Below are 21270 nucleotides of genomic sequence, written 5' to 3'. Positions count from 1 at the left end.
GCAAATATTGCTGGCGCTTTTTTTATAGTACACAGACGACACAGAAAGGCACAGATTTACACTTCTCGATTTACAAAATACGATATCAATCAGAAATGAATTGCGAAAAAGCATTTGTCATGCTAAACGGAGTGAAGCATCTCGGATACACATAAAAAAGGATACACCCGCAAGGGCATATCCTTTTTCTTTATTCTATGTAAGAAGCAATATTATTTCTTTCCTTCTTCCAATTGTTGTTTCAATGCAGCCAAAGCATCGATGTCACCCAAGGTAGTAGAAGCTGCCTGATTCTGAATCATCGGAGCGTCTTCTTTCTTAGCTGCCTTCTTAGCCTTCTTTTCTGCCTTTTCTTCTGCCTTTTGAGCATCTTCGAAGATACGGCTATGAGACAAGATGATACGCTTAGCGTCCTTGTTGAATTCGATAACCTTGAACGGAAGCTTTTCGTCCAACTGAGCTTGAGAACCATCTTCTTTTACCAAATGCTTCGGAGTTGCGAAACCTTCTACACCGTAAGGCAGAGCGATAACGGCACCCTTATCCAGCATTTCGATGATTTGTCCTTCGTGTACCGAACCTACTGTAAATACAGTTTCGAATACATCCCACGGATTTTCTTCCAATTGCTTGTGACCCAAGCTCAAGCGGCGGTTTTCCTTATCGATTTCCAATACAACGACTTCGATATCAGCACCGATTTGAGTGAATTCTGAAGGATGTTTGATTTTCTTTGTCCAAGACAAGTCTGAGATGTGAATCAAACCGTCAACACCTTCTTCGATTTCTACAAATACACCGAAGTTAGTGAAGTTGCGAACCTTAGCAGTATGCTTAGAACCTACAGGATACTTTTCTTCGATAGTTTCCCATGGATCCGGTTTCAATTGTTTGATACCCAAAGACATCTTACGTTCGTCGCGGTCCAAAGTCAAAATTACGGCTTCGATTTCATCGCCTACCTTCATGAAGTCTTGAGCCGAACGCAAGTGTTGTGACCAAGACATTTCAGATACGTGAATCAATCCTTCTACGCCCGGAGCGATTTCAACGAATGCTCCATAATCAGCCATAACGACAACTTTACCTTTCACATGGTCGCCTACCTTCAAGTTCGGGTCGAGGCTATCCCAAGGATGCGGAGTCAATTGTTTCAGACCCAAAGCGATACGTTTCTTTTCGTCATCGAAGTCGAGGATAACCACGTTCAGTTTCTGATCCAACTGAACAACTTCATGCGGATCGCTTACACGGCCCCAAGACAAGTCGGTGATGTGAATCAAACCGTCTACGCCGCCCAAGTCGATGAATACTCCGTAAGTAGTGATATTCTTGACAGTACCTTCCAGTACCTGGCCTTTTTCGAGTTTGCTGATGATTTCTTTCTTCTGTTGTTCCAGTTCTGCTTCGATAAGAGCCTTGTGAGAAACAACAACGTTCTTGAATTCTTGGTTGATTTTAACCACCTTGAATTCCATAGTCTTGCCTACGAATACATCGTAGTCGCGGATAGGTTTCACATCAATTTGAGAGCCCGGCAAGAATGCTTCGATGCCGAATACGTCTACAATCATACCGCCCTTCGTACGGCACTTGATGTAACCCTTGACAATTTCTTCGTTTTCGAGAGCTTCGTTCACACGGTCCCAAGAACGTGTAGCACGTGCTTTCTTGTGCGACAAGATTAACTGACCTTTCTTGTCTTCTTGGTTTTCGATGTACACTTCTACAGTGTCACCTACTTTCAAATCCGGATTGTAACGGAATTCGCTCAACGGAATGATACCGTCTGATTTGTAGCCGATGTTAACAACGACTTCACGTTTGTTCATTGCGATAACAGTACCGTCAACTACCTCATGGTCACCTACTTTGTTCAAGGTGTTGTCATAAGCCTTTTCTTGGTCTTCCTTGCTTATGCTTGAGGTTGACTCACCGTTCTCATAAGCTTCCCAGTTGAAATCTTCAATGGGCTTTACGTCTTTTAAGTTTTCCATTAAGTTTAAATAATTGTTTTGTAAATAACTAATTGTGTTAGACTTTATATTGATCTAAATCGGGTGCAAAGGTACAATAAATTCCTGAAAGTGAAAACTTTTAACCGTTTTTTTAATCTTCCAGCGAATAATCTATCGTAGTGACCACCCTTACCTTTTTAATATAAGGCGTATTCGCGTCACGGTCACTGATACTGAACTGACCTTGGTAAGCATGGCGGATTTTGCCTAACTTACTATCCGAATCCTTCGCAAACTTCTCGGCGGCTTCACGCGCATTCTTGGTAGCTTCCTCAATCATTTTCGGCTTGATGGTGTTCAAGCCAGTATATTCATATTGAATGTTATACCGGTAGTCTCCTCCCGTAACGGCTATGCCCCGCTTCAATAATTCGCCCTGCTCGGTCACTAAATCACGAATCAAATCCACCTTATTCGAAGTCACGGTTATCACCGAAGTCACATTATACCGATACGCCGTATTCTCCTGATTGCTATACCGGTCGGCTTTCAGGTCGATAATCTCCGGAGCGTTGATGCTGATTTCGGTTTCGGAAATGCCCTTTTCTTTTAAGAACTGCACGATGGTTTGGTTCGAACGCTTGATTTCATCGTACAATGTGCTCAAGTCATTGCCCAAACTTTTATACACCAAGGGCCACGTCACCTTGTCCGCTGGAACTTCCTCTTCCGCCAGACCTTTCACATTCACACTACGGTCGCGCTCCGCAAAAGAATCGAATCCGCCTTTGATGCAGATTCCCAATAATAACAAGCCAATCGCTAAAATAACAGATTCCAATCTAAAATTTTTCATGTCTTTGTGCTTTTAGTTATACATTCCGTATTTTTATGCGGCAAGATACAAATAAAAAAACAAAACCAAGCATCTTATCCGTTAAAATAAAACAACGTAGAAACAGCAAATGTTCGCTACAAGTTTCACAACCCGGATAAATTCATTACTTTTGTACCCAATCTTAACGACAAGCATCATGAACCAGTCCTCAGACATCCATAAGATGATAGTGCCCAACGAAGTCATGTTTTCTGAAATAACGGCTTTGTTGGCAGAAGGGAAAACCGTTACCTTCCACGCCAAAGGAAACAGCATGTACCCTTTTATTATCGAGAACCGGGATTGTATCGTTTTAGAACACTGCTCCCATATCCGAAAAGGAGACATCGTATTGGCACATTTGCCTGAAGGCCCATACGTATTACACAGAATCCGCAGTCTGGACGGGGAAAACGTCACTTTAATGGGAGACGGAAACCTTCGGGCTACCGAACAATGCAGGCGCAAAGACATTATCGGAAAAGTGAAATACCTTATCAGAGACGGAAAGCAAACCGATTGCGATGCGGATGCCGAACGCAGGAAAGCCTATATCTGGCAGCAGTTGTTGCCTATCCGCAGATATTTGTTGAAAATCTGCCGTATCATAAATAAAACCAAGACATCGAAATGAAACCAGCCGATTACCTACATTGGATACAAAAAGCTTCGAAAGGATACCGCCTGCGGATTCTTGCGAACAGCCTCATCGGCATTGTGCATGTCTGCCTCTCATTATTCTTCGTCTGGCTTAGCAAACACCTGATTGACATTGCTACCGGACAAACAGAAGGCAATACCACCCTGTATATCCTGCTATTGATAAGCTGCTCTGGAATGCAGATAGCCGCCTCATACTGTATGGGAAAACTCAACATACATACAGCGACAAGCATGAGGAATAGCCTTAGGCAAAACCTTTTCATCCATTTAATGGAAAGCCGGTGGGCAGGACGGGAAACTTTCCACACAGGAGACATCCTGAACCGGCTGGAAAGCGATGTATATACCGTCACCGACATCCTTTGCCGGACATTGCCTGCCGTCCTCGTAACGGCTATCCAGCTAGCCGGAGCTTTTTTCTTCCTGACCCGGCTAGACCTTCGTCTGGCAGGAATATTGGTCTTCATCACTCCGGCAGCCTTGCTGCTCAGCAAAGCCTACGTGCGGAAAATCCACCGACTGACACGCGATATCCGTAATACAGACAGCCGGATACAGTCGCACGTGCAAGAAAACCTGCAACACCGGACACTCATATCCACCTTAGAATATACCCCACAAGTCATCGGCGCGCTTCAGACTTTGCAAGGAAACCTGCAACAGCAAATCATGCACCGTACAGGGTTCTCCCTCTTTTCACGGACAATCGTACAACTGGGGTTTGCCGCCGGATATCTCACCGCATTCTTATGGGGAATCCATGGACTGGCAGCCGGAACGGTCACTTTCGGCATGATGGCTGCATTTCTGCAACTGGTGTCCCAAGTGCAACGCCCCATGGCTGAAATGGGCCGCCAAGTGCCTGCCTTTGTCCGTGCCTCGGCTTCGGTAGAACGTCTGGCAGAGTTGTCTCAATTGCCTGCCGAAGAACAAGGAGAACCGATTCGGCTGAAGGGAAAGGCAGGCATCCGCATCGAAAATGTGACTTTCTCCTATCCCGACGGACATCGGAACATCATCGAACGCTTTTCTCACGACTTCCGTCCCGGAAGCCTGACGGCAGTTTTCGGTGAAACCGGAGCCGGAAAAAGCACGCTTATCCGCTTGATGCTTTCCCTGCTTAGCCCCAATCAAGGGCGCATTGTCTTTTACGACAACCAAAAAGAAGCCGAAGCATCGCCCCGTCTGCGCTGCAATTTGGTTTACGTGCCCCAAGGGAATACACTCATCAGCGGAAATGTCCGCGACAATCTCCTGTTAGGGAATCCCCAAGCGACCGAAAGCCAATTGCGCGATGCCCTCCATACAGCAGCAGCCGATTTTGTCTATACCCTGCCCGAAGGACTGGACACCCCGTGCGGAGAATTAGGAAGCGGACTGAGTGAAGGGCAAGCCCAGCGCATCGCCATTGCCCGCGGCCTGCTCCGCCCCGGAAGCATCCTGCTATTAGACGAACCGACCTCTGCCCTGGATGAAGAGACCGAACGCATCCTGATGGAACGCCTCTCCCGTTTGGTTCAAGACAAAACACTTATCCTCATTACCCACAGAGACAAAACCGCCCAACTTTGCTCAGAGCGGGTGGTGCTGGAAAGAAAATAATCTGCCCCTACAGGTATTTGGCAAATGCGGATATCCATTTAATATTTTAAATGAAAGAGCCGTGCCAAATATTTAGATTTCTACCTTGTTTTATTGCAACAATACAAATTTTTTCTCTAAATTTGTAATAGTAAAAATAAAACAAACACAGAAAAAGAATTGATATATGCGTTTTAATAGTATTGCTATTACCAATATGCGCCTCATAGGAAATGTAACGAAAAAATTATCTTTCCCAAAAGATAAGAATGTCATAATCTTATTAGGCGATAATGGTTTCGGAAAAACAACTGTATTGGATGCAATGGCTACTGCTATCGCTCCCTATTCCATGCAATTTCCCGGAATATCTGATTTTCAACTGTCTGAAATGGACGTACATATCAACCGTTATGGAAAAATGGCTGATTATCTGACTGTTGATGCCGAATTAGAAGATGAAAACGGCACTATGGCTTCTATCCGCTACCGCAAAGGTATCTCAAATCCGCCCAAAGCTAATTATGAACTATTAAAAAAGGCGGCAATTCATTGTAAAGAAGCAATTATAGCCGGTCAAACAGATATACACATACCGATCTTTGCCTATTATGGCACCGGAAGAGGGCAATTTGAAGTTCCTGCCCGCAAAAGAGGTTTTGCGCAAGCCTATGAACGCTGGGACTGCTATAAAAACGCTTTAATACCCGCTACAGATTTTAAACGATTCTTCGGCTGGTTTGATTTAATGGAAGATGAAGAACGCAGAATGAAAGAAAAGCTAAAAGATTGGAACTACAAATCACCGGTTTTAAATACTGTGCGAAACGCTTTATCTGGTTTTATAAATTCTTTTCAAAACCCTCGTATCGAAACTAAACCACTCCGTTTCGTAATGGATAGAATCGAAAAAGACGGGAACATACATGAACTACGCATCGAACAGATGAGTGATGGGTATAAAATCGTCATTTCAATGGTAGCTGATTTAGCTGCACGCATGGCTGAAGCCAATCCGTCAATGCCCAATCCTTTAATTGGGAAAGGAATTGTATTGATAGATGAAGTAGATTTACATTTACATCCACTCTGGCAACGCATCATCCTAAAACAGCTAAACCATACATTCCCTAACATCCAGTTTATTGTTTCAACTCATAGCCCTATCATTGTAGTAGGAGCAAGTAACATTGCCCAAATCGTTAACCTTAGCTCTGAGAAAGAGGAAATGAACAACGGTATAAATACGGGAAGTATCGGACAAGTACTTCTAAGTGATTGGTTCGGGCTTCAATCCCTGTTCCCGCCTGAATGGGATGAAAAAATCAAACAACGGAATCAATTATTAGCGAAAACAACCCTATCAGAAGCAGAACAATTAAAGATTCAACTATGAGGCATTTCAATAAATCAAAAACAAATCTGCTCTTCGCTTGCACTATTTGCAACAGAAGTTATAAAAAGACTAATTTTCCGCTGGCAGATGAAACCAAACGAAGTATTGACACCCATGACATAAGTAAAGAAGAACCACTTATCATCAACCCTTCTACCGAATCCCCATCAAACTATATTGTCTACAACCAACATATTATGCAACCGCGTATTATCAATGGACAAGAAAGTCTGAAAGGCAAATATACAATTGAGCTTTTCAAGCTAAATGATAGAAATGTCATTGTGGAAGAGAGGCGTGCACTTTACGAAAGTTACAATAGTGCTATCGGAAAAAAAACATATTGCAGAACAATTGTTATTGAAAACCGGATTACCTGACGAGGTATATGCTTACGCCCAGCAATTAATAGCGTCTTGCAACAGTGACATAATACGCATGCAATCACCGGAAACTCCTTACTCAGGAATGTTGATTATCTAATCATCCATAGAGGTACAAGACACAAAAAAAGCACGAAGCGTAACGGAGAAATCCGTTTGGCTTCGTGCTTTCACTTCAAAAGGTTATGAGAATAAAAGCTACAGTATCAGTTGCTTTCTTGAGTAATCACCGCACGGCTCAGGCGCGGGTCGTTGTAGAACATATTGTCGACACCGCCCTTGTAGTCAATGCGAAGCTGAGACTGGCTGATGCCGAATTCCTTTACCAAGCAGTCGTACACAGCATCAGCACGCTCCTTGCTCAATTCGCGATTCAATTCCTCGCTTCCTGTACCCTCATCGGCATAACCGGTAATGGTGTAAACCGAATGCGGGTCGCCTTTCTTTATCACCTCGGCAAGCATTCCCAGATTGACACGCGCCTCGTTCGACAAAGTGCTCTTGCCTATCGGGAATACCACCAGATTCGATGAAGCAATCTGCTTCACGATAGTCTGTGCTTCTTCCTTATTGCCATTTGCAATCGCCTCTTGCAGACGGGCGTTTTCTTCGCTCATCTGACGCAGCTTTTCCTGCATGGCTTTTATCTCAGCCGTGTTATACACCGTGCGGATGACATTCTTCCCACGGTTCCAGCCGCGAGGACTGAATTTATAAGTCAGCCCGAGTGTAGCGGTCAGCAAGCCTTCGCCTTTACGTCCGCCCGGTTCGCCGTCGAAATCATCGTTTACCAATGTCCCGCGGATATCCAGATTCAAGTCCAGACAAGAGGTGAGACGGAACGAGTTCAACAAACCGAAATGTCCGGCAATAGCGGTTTCAGCAGGCTTGTCGCTTACACGCATCACACCCAAACCTACATAAGGGCTCAAGTTGTACACGCGCTTCTCATTATACCCCCAAATGATGTTGGAAGCATTAAACATAGCATCGATTTGGAAATTGAAGAAATTAAATTTCGACTTCTCCAACCAATAACCATTACCACCTTTACCAGGGACATCCACACCTGTACTATGTGCCAAATGCCCTTTTTGAGTGGCACCTTTTGCCGACAAGCCGCTATACATCAAGCGTACCCCGATTTCCGGAGAGAACCACTTCCCTACGGCAATATCGAGTGCGCCCGAAAGACGGTCGCCGAAACTTGCCTGGCGGTCATGGTCGCCAAAGTAAATCTGTGCACCACCTCCGGCACTGATAAACCAGTTACTCCAGAAGGAATTAATCTCTACATTGTCCGTGCTTTCTTCTACTACTTCGGTAGATTGGGCAACCGGTTCGGTCTGAGCACAAACCGAACCCGCGGCAAGCACCAAGGCTGCCGCCATAAACACTTTTTTATTCATAACTATATAAAATAATTGATTGGTTTTCTTTATTTTTCTCTTACGCAACGGACGGCATAGGCATCGCGGAGCAATGTCTTATCCCTGCCATAGGTTTCGATAACATTTCCGCTTTTACTTCCTGCCACTGTAGAGCCTGTCTTGTACGCATCGGTCTTCAAGTAGCAGGCATACGTCTTACCGTCTTCTCCTACAAATGACTCTGCCGTCCACCAATATCCGCCTTTACCATTGTTTTTCTTCTCATACCCCAAATATCCGTCACGGACAACGATGTCCGCATACTGGGCACCCTCTGTATCGTCAGCGTTCTTTTTGAAATACCAAGTGTTCGACGAATGCTTGACGAAGTTAATATAATCCAACCGCGCTGCCACAATTGAATTGCCTTCATTCGGCTCTGTCACATCGGCTGTAGTTCCGCTCGGCATATCTGTAAAACCGCTAAAGGTGAATATACTGGCAACACGATATCCCACAGGCGACGGATCGTAAATTGTTTTTCCATAAACCCAGTCTGCACCAGCTTCAGAGGCTGTCAGATTATCCGGCAATTCTTTATCGCCACCACCCCACAAGTTGACATTCGTCTTTCCAAGCCAATTATGCTGTGCCGACTGGCTGGTACCTGCAACAAGATACATCGGATTACGTACAGCGTCTTCAATGGTGGCATCGTCCTTTTGCAGCTTATATGCCCAACCTTTCAAGTTGTCTATTGAAGTCAAAGTAGTTCCATCCAAGAAGAATCGGCTTCCCTGAATATCACAAGACGGGAATGGGTCTTTACGTCCCCATTGGTAAAGCAGAGGGTCGTCATAACGGCCCGGGGATGACGCGCCAAGTTCTCTATCCATTACCAAAAACGTTGCACCTGCCTGATTGGTATATTCCTCGTCTTCCGGCAAACCTTGCGTTCCCCAGATATGCCAACTCCAAAGTATTTCGCCTTGGCAATCAGGTTCACTATAGACGGCTATAACAGCGTTACCACTTACCGTACCATCCGAAAAGGCTATGCTTTCAGGTATGGTATAACGTACACGGCCATTCTCCACACGCACATCCGTAACAAAATCTTTTTTACTGCTCCACAACACTTTCGCCGATTTCGGATTGATATAAGGAGTATCCGTATGGAAACCAGCACCGGAAATGATTCCTTTTACCCCATTGCCGATAACTGTAGCTTTAAATGAATGTTCTCCCGGCTGGGTCACGACATAGCAATTTGCCGTTTCCTCTAATTCGTTTTCCGGTATATCTTCAATCTCGGCATAGTTGTTTGCCAATACCGAAGCCGTAAGCGGAACGGTGTAATACTTGCCCGCCTCGAAATCGCACAAGGCGGTAGTGGTGAATGTTCCCGTCTGACGGTCGGTGGTGAATGTACAAGTCCACGTCTCGCCTTCATGCTTTCCCGGAGCTACTACGGCATACGCTATGGCTTTTTCGCGGGCAGTAGGCGGATAAGTGAAAAGCAAGGTAATGCCGCTATTCGTTGCATCGCCCGGCTGCAAACCAGCATCTAAGTTAGTCAAATTGTAAGTGAAACTGCCGGTCATAGGCACTGTGTTATCCGTCGGATGAATCGTAATGTTCATCAGCAGTTCATCGTCTGCCAAACTCTGCACCCCTGTCAAGTCAATCTCAAACCGTACCAGTGCTGCCAGTTGACGGAACTGCACGCGATAACCGCCCGAAGGGTCTGCCACTATCTCCCGTGAAGCCTTGAAGTCGTATTGAGCTACCGAACTTTCATCGGTATACATCTGTTCGGCAGGAATCTCTATCGGAATAACCGTCTTGTCTGAAACGCCTTCCTGATAAGGATAATAAGCATAGACGGGCATATCGCCTCCCGTAAGCGTCCCCGCAAAGGTTGTGGTAGGGGCTGGTGCGTCATTGTTTCCGGTGAAAAGCGCATTGGCTGTCGAACCGTCGCCGAATACGCCGATACGGTCTCCCGCACTCCATTCTATCAGCAACGCACCGTCTTCCGACACATCGCCCACCTGCGTCCGCGTCTGCGGAAGGGATGTAAATCCGTCTGCCGAACCGATGATGCATATACCTCCCTGCTGCCCCAGGGCAAGGCTTTCGCTCTTGTCGGTACAAGCAGCCAGCAGGCAAAGCAAACCGGCGCAACAGAACGCCAGTTTTTGTTTCATAAAATGAGTTTGGTTTGATTAGTTAAATTGAATATCCGCAATACGCCCCTACAACTAATTGGGCAAAATGCGAACATTCATATTAGTTAATATTCGAAATATTGTAAATATTCGTAGATGATTCTCGTTTCGTGTATTTTTCCATAAAACAAACATACTTTTTTAATGCACTAGGGTTCATCAGCCAACGCACCCTGCTTCGTAAGCCTACGAAGCCTGCTTCAACAGCCGATGAAGCCGTATGCATTTTTGTCAGATGTTTACAGACTTCTATGTATTGTCATCCTGAACGCAAGTGAAGGATCTCGTGTACATCCACGTGGGCGCATCCGAGATACTTCACTTCGTTCAGCATGACAAATTATTTTTCTGCAATTAATTGAGTATGCTATACATTAGGCAAATACGAAAATCTTTTAGAATTTATCTTACTTGCCAATGTAGGGGCGTATCGCATACGCCCAAAACATCCACATACACCAACCAATGTACATAGGGCGTATGCGATACGCCCCTACAACCAGTTGGCTATCATTTAATTCATTTCCCCCTTTTTACCGTAGGGGCGAGACCTGCTCGCCCGGATACATCCGCATGAATGCTTTCAGGGCAGGCAAACCCTGCCCCTACTGGTATTTAGGATATGAAAGAGATTTTTGTTTAATTAATCCCACACATTACCGCCTTTGGAATAAGCGGCATCGTAAGAAGCCGTGTTTGGAGTACTTCCTTTCTTACGCAAGTTGAACTTGAAGTTGTTGTCGATAATGGTCTGAATCAAGTTGTCAGTTCCATATTGCTGGCCTGTTTTCTGCTTGTCTGCAAAATTGAAGAATACCAATCCCAGTGAAGCGTTTTCATCACGCTGCTGCAGATAAGACGTGATTTGCGGATTGAACCACCGTGCAAATGCAATAGGAGCTTCATCGTTCGTATCACCGTTTCCATAATCTTTGTTATAATCATTAGTACCGGAAACTTCGCCATGGAACGTTCCGCCACAGTCATTCATGAACCATGTATCATGGGCGTCATTTTGCTCATACATGCCTACACTGTTGGTAAATATGTCTATCGCATAAGCATACTTGTTGGCAGGCGTAATTTCTGTGCCAGTTCCAACGTGTGTGGCCTCCTGATACATCCACTTAAGCGGTGTACGTGTTGAACTTGTGTTTGGAGACCCCCAACGCAAAGGAACAGTATTTGTTGCCCCATTCCAACGGGAGAACAATGCAGGCACATCGTCATCAGCCGCAATGTACCCGTTTTGTGCATCGCTGTTTGTATTAACCTTCAGGATTATCTTGCCTTTAACATCGTCAAGCGTGGTATTGGCAGTGATTTCTTTTGTATAAATTCTGTTAGCGGCATCTTCTCCAAGCTGTTTCAGCTCATTGGCGATAGCGTCCATCCAAACATGTTCAGCTCCACCGACATCACTAATACTATGTCTTCCACTCCCTGTGAAGTCTGCCGACACAGCTTCATTACCAGCGTAAGTAATCATCACAACCGCACATTCCAGATTTCGGTCTTGACCTCCTTTGTTCAAAGACGTTTCTGCTGTTTCCAGTGCTTTTGCAATATGGGTTATCGCATCAGACAAATCATCTCCACCTCCACAGAAAATTGGCAGTGTTGCATCTGTATAAGTGTAATTATAACTCGGGAACCAACCACCACCAGTTTGAGTTGCATTATACGTAGCATTTGCACCAACCTGAACAATGAAGCCACGTACTCCGTCAAGGAACTGCTGCTCTATCGGCTCGCCTTGGAATGCGGCATTGCTACCTGCATTTTCAGATGTCAGATAAGAGAACTTACTTCCCGGTATGGACAACTCTGAAAGATAAATACCCCTATCCAATGAAGACATCCAGTAGTTAGTACCTACTGAACGTAAACGAGGCAAGATTACGGTGTTGACTTTGTGCGGTTTGATTGACGATTCTGTACCTGCATTAGAATAACCTAATGTACGTGTAAGGACTGCACCGTTCTGTGGCTGCACACGTATCTGCAGCTCCCTTGATTTTTGAATAGCCTCATCGACCGGCAACAGATATGCACGCACAATCAGAGTATCTTTCGGTGTCAACTTAATGAAATCTTGTGTTTCTTCATTCCAGCCGGAAATAGCAATTGTATTACGCACTTGAGGGGTAGAACTAACTACAGCCTCATAATTAGGAGCGTTACCACCCTCTTCAACAGGATTCATGTCACAGATAAATTCACCTGTCAGAACTGTCTGCGAACCATCTATTGCACGGATATTGAAGTTAGAAACCTTCAGCTCGCCACTTTCAGGTCCAGGCAGCTTTATCTGCACAACAGTCATCCACGGATGGAAAGTAAGTCTTACATCGTCGTTACCCATTGTGCTTCTGTTAGCCGTACCGTAAGCCCACATATAGGCAAGGTCAGTATTTGTCTTGCCATAATAATTTGTACCTCCGGCTTTGTTGGGTTGTGGGTTCCAGCTATCTACGTTCTGTGTCGGCGGAACATGTCCCTTGATTTTACCATCCTCTGTACCTGTAACCGCACTTGCAGGATAAAAGCCATAGAAATGGTGTACATCAGCTGCACCCCATTGCAGACCGGCCTCATCAGGGTTAACCTTTGTCACAGCACTTGAAGTGGTCGCGTCACTGGTGTTAGGAGTCACCCGATAATTCACCAATGTTCCATTAGACGCTTCCGGGCAGTAGATTGAAATCTCGTCGCCTTTTACCCAGTATACAGGATAAGCCCCGTCTACAGGTTCATCCCCGTAAATTGTACGGGTCTGTGCTTCCAAATCCGTCAATGACGAGCCGAACGTTATCTCAGCACCGGTCTGAGCCGGAGTAGCCGGATTTTCGACCATCTCGTCCTGGCAGCTGCTCATGGCTACCATGGCGGCTGCTAATAAAGAATATACGATTTTTTTCATGATTATACTCGTTTTTAAGTTAATTACCCCAAGTGCTTTGTGTACCACCATCGTTATCCCAACCGATATTGGTATAGTCACCTGTATTTCCTACTTTATGTCCTTCGATTGATACACCATCGTCTTGCTCGTTTTCTGGGTCGAATACCGAAGCAGTCATAAACCCTTGTTCCAGTTCCACGGTTTTCATTTCCGTTTCCGGAGCTACATACGTTTTTTTCTTCATTGTTTTTCTCTCGTTTTTAAAGTTAATACATTATTCGTTTCACATACGCGATTGGGGCATCCCCGGCTCTGCCTGAGACGTTCCCGAAAGATTTCTTCATTTTGTTTCATTGGCAAATTTGAATTTATAGTTTAAAAATCAATTGATTCCCTTGGTATTTTCACCACAGATTACACAGATTAAAACAATTGTTTTTCTGTGTCTTTCGTGGCGGATTACTCATAGCATGCAAAATCCTAAGAAGGTTTATCAAAATAAAAATTCAGCTTTTATTTTGTCATCTAAGGGAACAGAATGACATTACTTTTTGATAGGTAATTCTCATTTTGATACAACCTCCTATATAGGTTTTAAAATAAATATTCATTGAATGAAATACGATCGTGGATATGTAGGGCGTATGCGATACGCCCCTACGGGAAAGTGGAAATAATCTGTTACAATGCATCTATTTCATCAGTTGCAAGTCCGGTCAGCCGGGCTATGGTTTCGGCATCCATACCTGCCTGTTTCATCTTGCGGGCAATCTCTATCTGTTTGTTCCGTTCGCCCTCGGCACGGCCTTTGGCTTGCCCTTCCACAAGCCCTTCTGCACGGCCTTCCGCACGGCCTTCCGCACGGCCTTCCGCACGGCCTTCCGCACGGCCTTCCGCACGGCCTTCCGCACGGCCTTCCGCACGGCCTTCCGCACGGCCTTCGGCACGGCCTTCCGCATGACCTTCCAATTTGGCTGTATTCAATACATCATTTTGTATCATAATAGCGTTAATATGCTCATCGTAAGCATGTTGTTCTTCGGGAGACATATCATAATAACGAAGTTTTTCACGTGCTTCGGGTAAACCGGGTGCTGTCGTATCAGGGTCAATAATACCTGTTTTCAAGTATTTCACCCATTCCTCCAACGGAGTTTTCGCCACTTGATTAAACTCGTTTACCCGAATCAAGTAGTATTCTGGAAACACTTCGCTCGGCAATTTCTGTACAATGGCATCTTCTTCTTTAGCACTGATCAGCAATTCGTCCTTTGTATGCACGCCTACAAAACGATTTTGCCCGTGATACAAATAATCATTGCCTTTTCCTAAATCGAAATAAAGGATACTGATAGAATAAACTTTCTTTACTTGCTGATAAGTCTCACCAAGTGAAATATGTTCGGTTATTGCTTTAGCTGTTCCATATAAAATACGTTCCAAATAATATAATTCACGTGTATTCTGTACTTCAACAATAATAATTTCTCCTTTACTGTTTTTAGCCTTAATATCTACGCGATTATATTTATCATCCATTCGTTGCTGATTCCCTTCACTTTCCAAAATCTCCACAATCTTGGTTTTGTCATTGAAAAGCACAGTCAGCAATCCTTCTAAGACACTGAAGTTCGCCTTATCCCGCAACAAGCGCTTAATCGCCCAATCAAACCTTATGTATGAGTTCTTATCCATTGTAATGAATTTCTATTTTTACAAAGAAACACAATTTATTGCAATTGCCCAAAGAATAGGGGTATTATTTAGAAGCATTATTTCTCTTTTTTCACATATCCATAACCGTAATGGCCGTATCCGTAGCCATATCCGTAACCGTATCCGTATCCGTAGCCATAACCGCGACGGTGGGGTTCGCTTCCGTTGAGCACTACAGCCATGTTGCGCAATTTATGCTCTACATACAGTTTCTCGATATCGGGCAACTGACGGCGGTCGAGACGTCCGGCACGGACCACAAATACCGTAAGGTCTGTAATGCGGTTGGCAATAGCGGCATCGGCAATAATGCCGACCGGCACACTGTCGGCTATCACATAGTCATACCGTTTGCGCAATTCGGCAATCAAGTCGTCCAGACGGCTGTCCATTAACAATTCTGCCGGATTGGGCGGCACTGCTCCCGACGGTATCACATCGAAATGTTCGTGATGCTGGATAATGTCGTCTACAGTAATGGAAGCATCGGCAAGGTAATTGGTCACGCCCTTGTGGTGAGAACCGAAACGGCGGCTAAGCGTACCTTTACGAATATCAAGGTCGACCAAAATCACACGCTTTTTGGCACGCACCAGACTCATGGCAAGATTCCGCGAAATGAAAGTCTTTCCTGCCCCTTCATTGAAAGAAGTAAAGGTAATGACTTGCATCGGCTGGTCTTTTTTCGCCATAAACGACATATTGGTCCGCAAAATACGAAAAGCTTCCGACACGATGCTGTTTCCCTTGTCGGCATCCTCATCCGAACCTTGCTTTCCGTCTTTCCGCACCTCCTTGTCTAAAGGAATCTCGCCCAAGAACGGCACGCTTAATGCATCTTCCAATTCTTTTCTGCCACGTACCCGCGTATCAAGGAACAAAATCATCAGGCAAGCCACAGCCGGCAGGGCTATGCCTATCAACACGCCCAACAGAAGAATGCGGTTCCGGCGCGGCGAAATAGGTGCATTGCTTCCCTCGGCACTGTCGATGACCCGTGCATTATTGTCTGCCATAGCCTGGGAAAGCGCATTCTCTTCCCGGCGGTTTAACAAGAAAAGATAAAGTGATTCCTTGATTTTCTGCTGACGCTCAATAGAAAGCATTTGCCGTTCCTTTGTAGGGATAGAAGCGACACGGCTCTGCGCCCGCCGTTCCCTGCTCTCGGCATCGTCACGTTTCACGTTCAGGCTGACAATCAGATTATCCACCGCACGGATAATGTTCTGCTTCATGGCACGTAGCGAATTATTCAGTTCTTCCACTACCGGATTGCTGTCGCTGCTGTCGTCTATCAGGCGGTCGCGTTTCAGTTTTGCCGTATTATACAGATTAATCTGGCTTTCGATATTCATATCGCTGATACCTGTATTCGAAGGGATAAGTCCGGTTTCTTTCGTCGGGTCGGTCAGATACTCTTTAATGTAATTGGCAAGCCGCAACTGGGTTTCCAGTTCCATGGCATCGGAACTGTATTTCTGCGATTCACTCATATACATTCCCGCTTCGGAAGAAATATCCACAATCTGATTTTCCCGTTTGAAAGCCTCCAGGTCTGACTCTACGCCTCCCAATTCGCTCTCGATGATAATCAAACGTTCGTTAATGAAATCAGCTGTATTGATAGCCACCTGATTCTTGTCGTTAACCGCCTCTTCGTTGTATACCGCAATCAGCATGTTCAGCATGTCTTCGGCACGGGCAGGCGAACTATCTTTCAATGACAAGGTAAGAATAGACGATTCATCCTCCTCCTGACGGATACCGATATTGCCTAAATAATAGCCTACCATGGCATCTAAAGGCATTTTCTCTACCCGGACCGGTACATTCATCCACGAAGCGCCATAATAATTGGTCGCCGTCACCACAATCCGTTCATTTCCCACCATAAGCGTATCATTCAGTTTGACCGTATAGGCACGTTCTTCGTCAATGCCCTTCCAATCGGTTATGGCAACCGTTGTACTGTCTTTTGGCGTAACGGTAAAAGCGAAACTGCGTCCAGGCAAGACATCGGGAAATGCCACAGCCACCGGCGAACGGGAATACAATTCATTATAACGCAATCCGTCCTTTACCTGGTAACTGACATCGGCATGTACCCGCCGCACCACTTCACGCATGAGTTTCTTGGAACGGAATTGAAGAATCTCGTTCGCGACATTCACTTTATTGATAAAATTATCATACCGGTCCAATCCTGCCGTAGACGTCTTATTGGAAGGGTCTTTAATAATAACAGTTGCCGACCGGAAATATACCAACGGGGCACGGGCATACAAAAGCCATGCGATTCCTCCACAAATCAATACAGAAAGGAGAAACCATTTCCACCGGAAAGCAAAATACATCAGCAGATCAATGACGTTGATTCCCTGCTCGCTGTTCTTTACAGATGATGAATTAGTAGTCTGCATTCAACTATGAATTTTTAAAGTTTAAGTTAACTTGTGTTCCTTTTCTTATTTTATTGCCCACAAAATCGAGCATACAGCCGTTACGACCGAAAGCAAAGTCGTTCCGATCTGCCAGCCACGGTCTTCGTTGTCCTTCTTCCGGTATTTCGGCTCTACATACACGATGTCGTTCTGCTGTAAATAATAACAAGGAGAATCAAATATATCCATACTGCGCAAATCGTGCATGAACATTTTACGCTCTCCGCCTATCTCACGGATAACAGCCACACGGTCTATCCGTGCCTTGGCATTCAGGTCTCCAGCCCGGGCAATGGCATCAATCAGCGTAATGCGGTCGCCGTCCACGGTAAATGTCCCATTATTTGCCACAGCACCCAACACCGTATACTTAAAGTTCAAGAATTCTAATGAAACAATCGGGTCTTTGATATAATTCCCCGCAATAATCCGCTCGCGTATCAGATTGGTAACTTCACTGACTTTCAATCCTTCGACATGCAATTTACCCAAAATCGGAAAATCGATATTGCCGTCTACGTCTACCCGGTAGCCTTTCTCCCGCGGTCCAGAAGAAATGGCAGAAGCATCAATATCCCCGTCGTTCCCAACCCGGAACACTCCTCCCTGCATATTGAAAGGAATGGCAAGTTCGGGATTTTTGCAAGTGACATTAATGCTCAACCGGTCGTCCCGATGAACTACAGCTTCATACGTGGTATCGAAAGGATAGCCCTCTCCTACTTGCATATCCTGCAGATAAACAAAATTTTTACGTGAAGCACACGATGCCAGCAACAATACTGCCAGCAAACTTAATAACAAAGTCTGTCTTTTCATTTTTTATCAATCATCAATCTTTTTATTAGCTAACATAGTAAAGCATAAGGTTGCCGCTTCTTGGTCGGGACGGCAATAAAGAAGTGCAACAGGCACTTTTTCGGCAAGCTGTACCAAAGTGGAACACAATGCCCCATACAATATCTTATCTTGTCGGATAGCCGAACAACCAGGCAATAACAGAACAAACGCTTCTATATCCTGCCGAGGCAAAAAAGCCGTTGCAGCCGCCTGCCTCAGGCGCACCATTCCGCCTATCGGGAAGCCCTGGTTCTTATAACAAGGCGTTTTCCCGCTCCAGGGTGTCCCATACACCCATGCTGTGCCGTCCTGTATACGCACTACCGGATTATCGTCATTCAATAATTCCGTATCCGGTATATATTTCATCCACAAGGCTGCATGAGTGCTCTTCCCTGTCCCGCTCTTGCCCATAAAAAGATAGGCATATCCAGAATGGCTGACAACCGAAGCATGAATGGAAATGGCTCCATGAAGCAAAACCGCCTGTGAATAAACAATACGAATCATCGAACACAAAACACTGCCTGCATGGCAATCCTCCCAAAACACCGTAGCTACGGCAGATGTGAAACGGGAATCAGCCTGCAAATGATGAATTGCCGCACGAGAAGTATGACGGATTTCCACCCGATACCCATCCGATACAGCAAACAAGCTGGTATATCCTAAATCATTGACACTTTCATCCAATAAATCCCCGTCAAGCACAGAAGGCACTTGAGGGTGCTCTTGCGCCGTTATACGGAACAAACATTGTTCCGGCTGAACAGCCTCACAACAGAAAGGCTTGAACGAAGGCAATAAAGAACCGGCATCCACACCTTGCGGCAAACTTACAGAGAAGATAAAACCGCCCACATTATAATAATAGTCAACCGTCATACGCTTTGCCCTTTCAATAAACCCATTATTGTCCAGAAATATTCTTTCGGCGCATAGTTGCACGCAAAATTCCAATTAGTCAAAAACGAACTGAATGTATGCCATTTCCGTTGCCAAACCCGTTCGGAAACCGATTGCCTGCCCTTCCGGTATTGTCCGAAATTACCTCCACGAAACACAATTCTCGTCAGCGCATCACAAGATGTAACCGGTTTAAGAGAAACCGGCAAACAACCAGCCGGCAAACCTAAATGTTGCACTAAAAACGCATGAAGCAACCGACTCCAGTTCGTCAGTCCTGCCCGATTATAAAACGTCTGCAATTCATCTGCATCCACTTGGTTCTGCCAAACAAAATAAGCACGTGCCAAATCGCAGAACTGGCGCAATCCGATACCTACTCCAAAAGCATGTTTCAAGATATGGACATTCAATAAAATCAAATGTAAAAACGGCGAAGGAAACAGAATCGTATCTTCATACCCCTTATCAAACCCTTTCTCCGCAATCAGTTCCTGCAAATACCCTCTCAAATGAGGATTCTGCAAATCAAACAATGCCGGATGATGTTCAATCTCAATTCCCTGCCACCGATAGCAAACACTTCCATCAGGTGCCGTATGCAACCGGCATCCTTTCTGCTGCATCAATCTGGCAGCCGCCTGGCTTTCCGTTTCGGACAAAAAATAAAAATCAATGTCTCCGCATTGGCGCAAAGCTGGTTTCTCATACAGAAGCGCAACGCCTTGTCCTTTTTGCAAAACCACACGAATGCCTTCGTTGCGAAACAGCTCACATAAGCCGGCTAGGACATCATTCATCCGGCGGTTTTCCCGTTCAATCCGGTCTGCTTCTGCCACCCACTTCATCAACAATAATTGGGAAGGAAGCCATTCGTCCGGCAAACGGCATAACCCGTTATAAGCAATCCCTGTCACTGTCTGCATGCAAGCCATACGGAACACACGGTTCCATTGCTCTTCCGGCAATGGGAATAAATCCCTTCCGTCGGTTTCCCGTTCCCATAAACCTTCCCGCAGCAAGACAAGTAAAGCGCGTTGCCCGTCATCCAACACAAAATCTTTCATGCATCAACCAATCCGCACTTTGTCCAAATATCGATTAATGCCACGACATCTTTCCGGGCTGTTTCGGCAGCCACATCATATTCTTCACAAAGCCAATCAACCAGCAAATCGATAGTAAAATCGTTTTCCCCGATGCGTTGCCACAACCATGCAGCCGGCTCATTCAAGCTAAAGACACGAACCATATCCACATTTCCGGCATCACCGTTCACTATCATATACTTATTGCCGATTTTCCTTAAATCTAGTTTTCTGTTCAGTTTCATTCTTTTTCTGTCCTTTCTAATTCTATTAAAACTTTTTCCCTGTCAGAATCGACATAACGGTCAGCCAAATGATTTTCATGTCTAATGCAAAGGTACGGTTCATCAGATAATTCAAATCCATCCGTAACCGTTCCAGCATTTTTTCCATCGTATCGGTATATCCGTTATATAAAGTCGCTTCTGAAAACAATCCCGGACGCAACTGATAAAGCAAACGGTAATCCGGATTGACAGCGATAATCTTATCTACAAAATACTTACGCTCCGGACGCGGTCCGACAAACGACATATCCCCTTTCAAGACATTCCAAAGCTGCGGCAACTCATCCACATGATGGTCACGCAAAAAACGCCCGACCTTTGTCAGCCGGTCATCATCTTTCCGGCACAATTCCGGCTTGCCGTCATGTTCCGCCTCTACAATCATGGACCGGAACTTATACAAGGTAAAAATCTTCCCATGATACCCCACACGTTCCTGCCTGAAAATCACATTTCCTCCGTCCTCAAGCTTAATTGCTACGTAAATAACCAGAAACAAAGGCGAAGCCAGAATAAATCCCAGAATAGAAGCCACAATATCAAATCCCCTTTTAAGAGCAGAAGCCCATGGAGATACCGTTCTATCCACATTACGATAGTACATTCTGCCTGAATAATCCAAGCTTTG

The 21270-nt window shown here is 45.1% G+C and carries 17 protein-coding genes; 4 read left to right on the top strand and 13 right to left on the bottom strand.

Annotated elements, in window-relative coordinates; all coding sequences use genetic code 11:
• Positions 1 to 212 precede the first annotated feature (212 nt).
• Both rpsA and B5F91_RS06750 read right to left on the bottom strand, forming a co-directional pair.
• Positions 213 to 1997, bottom strand: a complete 1785-nt coding sequence (rpsA, locus tag B5F91_RS06755) for a 30S ribosomal protein S1 (protein ID WP_087428328.1) — start codon at positions 1995 to 1997, stop codon at positions 213 to 215.
• 112 nt (positions 1998 to 2109) lie between these two features.
• Positions 2110 to 2814, bottom strand: a complete 705-nt coding sequence (locus B5F91_RS06750; protein ID WP_087428327.1) for an SIMPL domain-containing protein — start codon at positions 2812 to 2814, stop codon at positions 2110 to 2112.
• Positions 2815 to 2992: 178 nt separating this feature from the next.
• On the opposite strand from B5F91_RS06750, the gene B5F91_RS06745 reads away from it, so the two are divergent.
• The 4 genes from B5F91_RS06745 (at position 2993) to B5F91_RS06730 (ending at position 6855) form a co-directional block, all read left to right on the top strand.
• Positions 2993 to 3469 (top strand): S24/S26 family peptidase, encoded by a 477-nt coding sequence (locus B5F91_RS06745; protein ID WP_158099896.1) that lies wholly within the window; start codon positions 2993 to 2995, stop codon positions 3467 to 3469.
• Complete coding sequence (locus B5F91_RS06740; RefSeq protein ID WP_087428325.1) at positions 3466 to 5100, top strand: ABC transporter ATP-binding protein; 1635 nt, start codon at positions 3466 to 3468, stop codon at positions 5098 to 5100. The genes B5F91_RS06745 and B5F91_RS06740 overlap by 4 nt, the downstream gene beginning before the upstream one ends.
• A 166-nt stretch (positions 5101 to 5266) precedes the next feature.
• Positions 5267 to 6475, top strand: a complete 1209-nt coding sequence (locus B5F91_RS06735; RefSeq protein WP_087428324.1) for an AAA family ATPase — start codon at positions 5267 to 5269, stop codon at positions 6473 to 6475.
• Positions 6472 to 6855 carry a hypothetical protein gene (locus tag B5F91_RS06730; RefSeq protein ID WP_087428323.1) on the top strand — a complete coding sequence of 128 codons (384 nt, stop codon included), beginning with the start codon at positions 6472 to 6474 and terminating at the stop codon, positions 6853 to 6855. The genes B5F91_RS06735 and B5F91_RS06730 overlap by 4 nt, the downstream gene beginning before the upstream one ends.
• 209 nt (positions 6856 to 7064) lie before the next feature.
• On the opposite strand, the gene B5F91_RS06725 is transcribed toward B5F91_RS06730, so the two are convergent.
• The 11 genes from B5F91_RS06725 to B5F91_RS06675 all read right to left on the bottom strand — a co-directional run bounded on the left by B5F91_RS06725 (position 7065) and on the right by B5F91_RS06675 (position 21246).
• Entirely contained in the window at positions 7065 to 8267 is a 1203-nt protein-coding gene (locus tag B5F91_RS06725) for an OmpA family protein (RefSeq protein WP_087428322.1), read from the bottom strand.
• A gap of 29 nt (positions 8268 to 8296) precedes the next feature.
• On the bottom strand, positions 8297 to 10438 hold the full coding sequence (locus B5F91_RS06720) for a fimbrillin family protein (protein WP_087428321.1): 2142 nt from the start codon (positions 10436 to 10438) through the stop codon (positions 8297 to 8299).
• A gap of 664 nt (positions 10439 to 11102) precedes the next feature.
• Entirely contained in the window at positions 11103 to 13382 is a 2280-nt protein-coding gene (locus B5F91_RS06715; RefSeq protein WP_087428320.1) for a fimbrillin family protein, read from the bottom strand.
• A gap of 19 nt (positions 13383 to 13401) precedes the next feature.
• Complete coding sequence (locus B5F91_RS06710) at positions 13402 to 13608, bottom strand: hypothetical protein (protein WP_087428319.1); 207 nt, start codon at positions 13606 to 13608, stop codon at positions 13402 to 13404.
• 437 nt (positions 13609 to 14045) lie between these two features.
• The gene (locus tag B5F91_RS06705) at positions 14046 to 15059 is read right to left on the bottom strand and encodes a PD-(D/E)XK nuclease family transposase (protein WP_087428318.1); all 1014 of its coding nucleotides are present in this window, start codon (positions 15057 to 15059) and stop codon (positions 14046 to 14048) included.
• A 77-nt stretch (positions 15060 to 15136) separates the two neighbouring features.
• Positions 15137 to 17500, bottom strand: a complete 2364-nt coding sequence (locus B5F91_RS06700) for a tyrosine-protein kinase family protein (RefSeq protein ID WP_087428317.1) — start codon at positions 17498 to 17500, stop codon at positions 15137 to 15139.
• Between the two features lie 45 nt (positions 17501 to 17545).
• On the bottom strand, positions 17546 to 18340 hold the full coding sequence (locus tag B5F91_RS06695; RefSeq protein ID WP_087428316.1) for a polysaccharide biosynthesis/export family protein: 795 nt from the start codon (positions 18338 to 18340) through the stop codon (positions 17546 to 17548).
• A 6-nt stretch (positions 18341 to 18346) separates the two neighbouring features.
• Positions 18347 to 19246, bottom strand: a complete 900-nt coding sequence (locus tag B5F91_RS06690) for a phosphoenolpyruvate carboxykinase (protein WP_087428315.1) — start codon at positions 19244 to 19246, stop codon at positions 18347 to 18349.
• Positions 19243 to 20334: a nucleotidyltransferase family protein gene (locus tag B5F91_RS06685; RefSeq protein WP_087428314.1), complete on the bottom strand. Its 1092-nt coding sequence runs from the start codon at positions 20332 to 20334 to the stop codon at positions 19243 to 19245. Before B5F91_RS06685 ends, B5F91_RS06690 begins: the two co-directional genes overlap by 4 nt.
• Positions 20331 to 20600, bottom strand: a complete 270-nt coding sequence (locus B5F91_RS06680; RefSeq protein ID WP_087428313.1) for a PqqD family protein — start codon at positions 20598 to 20600, stop codon at positions 20331 to 20333. The genes B5F91_RS06685 and B5F91_RS06680 overlap by 4 nt, the downstream gene beginning before the upstream one ends.
• 25 nt (positions 20601 to 20625) lie before the next feature.
• Positions 20626 to 21246, bottom strand: coding sequence for a sugar transferase (locus B5F91_RS06675; protein ID WP_087428381.1), 621 nt, complete (start codon positions 21244 to 21246; stop codon positions 20626 to 20628).
• Positions 21247 to 21270: the final 24 nt, after the last annotated feature.

This window comes from Bacteroides sp. An322 (assembly GCF_002161765.1).
GTDB lineage: Bacteria > Bacteroidota > Bacteroidia > Bacteroidales > Bacteroidaceae > Phocaeicola > Phocaeicola merdavium.
This window is presented reverse-complemented; position numbering and strand designations above follow the sequence as displayed.

Coding starts and splice junctions, on each gene's coding strand:
- B5F91_RS06730 (WP_087428323.1), top strand. CDS start 6,472: ATGAGGCATTTCAATAAATCAAAAACAAATCTGCTCTTCGCTTGCACT.
- B5F91_RS06685 (WP_087428314.1), bottom strand. CDS start 20,334: ATGAAAGATTTTGTGTTGGATGACGGGCAACGCGCTTTACTTGTCTTG.
- B5F91_RS06675 (WP_087428381.1), bottom strand. CDS start 21,246: ATGTACTATCGTAATGTGGATAGAACGGTATCTCCATGGGCTTCTGCT.
- B5F91_RS06725 (WP_087428322.1), bottom strand. CDS start 8,267: ATGAATAAAAAAGTGTTTATGGCGGCAGCCTTGGTGCTTGCCGCGGGT.
- rpsA (WP_087428328.1), bottom strand. CDS start 1,997: ATGGAAAACTTAAAAGACGTAAAGCCCATTGAAGATTTCAACTGGGAA.
- B5F91_RS06695 (WP_087428316.1), bottom strand. CDS start 18,340: ATGAAAAGACAGACTTTGTTATTAAGTTTGCTGGCAGTATTGTTGCTG.
- B5F91_RS06700 (WP_087428317.1), bottom strand. CDS start 17,500: ATGCAGACTACTAATTCATCATCTGTAAAGAACAGCGAGCAGGGAATC.
- B5F91_RS06750 (WP_087428327.1), bottom strand. CDS start 2,814: ATGAAAAATTTTAGATTGGAATCTGTTATTTTAGCGATTGGCTTGTTA.
- B5F91_RS06720 (WP_087428321.1), bottom strand. CDS start 10,438: ATGAAACAAAAACTGGCGTTCTGTTGCGCCGGTTTGCTTTGCCTGCTG.
- B5F91_RS06745 (WP_158099896.1), top strand. CDS start 2,993: ATGAACCAGTCCTCAGACATCCATAAGATGATAGTGCCCAACGAAGTC.
- B5F91_RS06690 (WP_087428315.1), bottom strand. CDS start 19,246: ATGACGGTTGACTATTATTATAATGTGGGCGGTTTTATCTTCTCTGTA.
- B5F91_RS06680 (WP_087428313.1), bottom strand. CDS start 20,600: ATGAAACTGAACAGAAAACTAGATTTAAGGAAAATCGGCAATAAGTAT.
- B5F91_RS06715 (WP_087428320.1), bottom strand. CDS start 13,382: ATGAAAAAAATCGTATATTCTTTATTAGCAGCCGCCATGGTAGCCATG.
- B5F91_RS06735 (WP_087428324.1), top strand. CDS start 5,267: ATGCGTTTTAATAGTATTGCTATTACCAATATGCGCCTCATAGGAAAT.
- B5F91_RS06705 (WP_087428318.1), bottom strand. CDS start 15,059: ATGGATAAGAACTCATACATAAGGTTTGATTGGGCGATTAAGCGCTTG.
- B5F91_RS06740 (WP_087428325.1), top strand. CDS start 3,466: ATGAAACCAGCCGATTACCTACATTGGATACAAAAAGCTTCGAAAGGA.
- B5F91_RS06710 (WP_087428319.1), bottom strand. CDS start 13,608: ATGAAGAAAAAAACGTATGTAGCTCCGGAAACGGAAATGAAAACCGTG.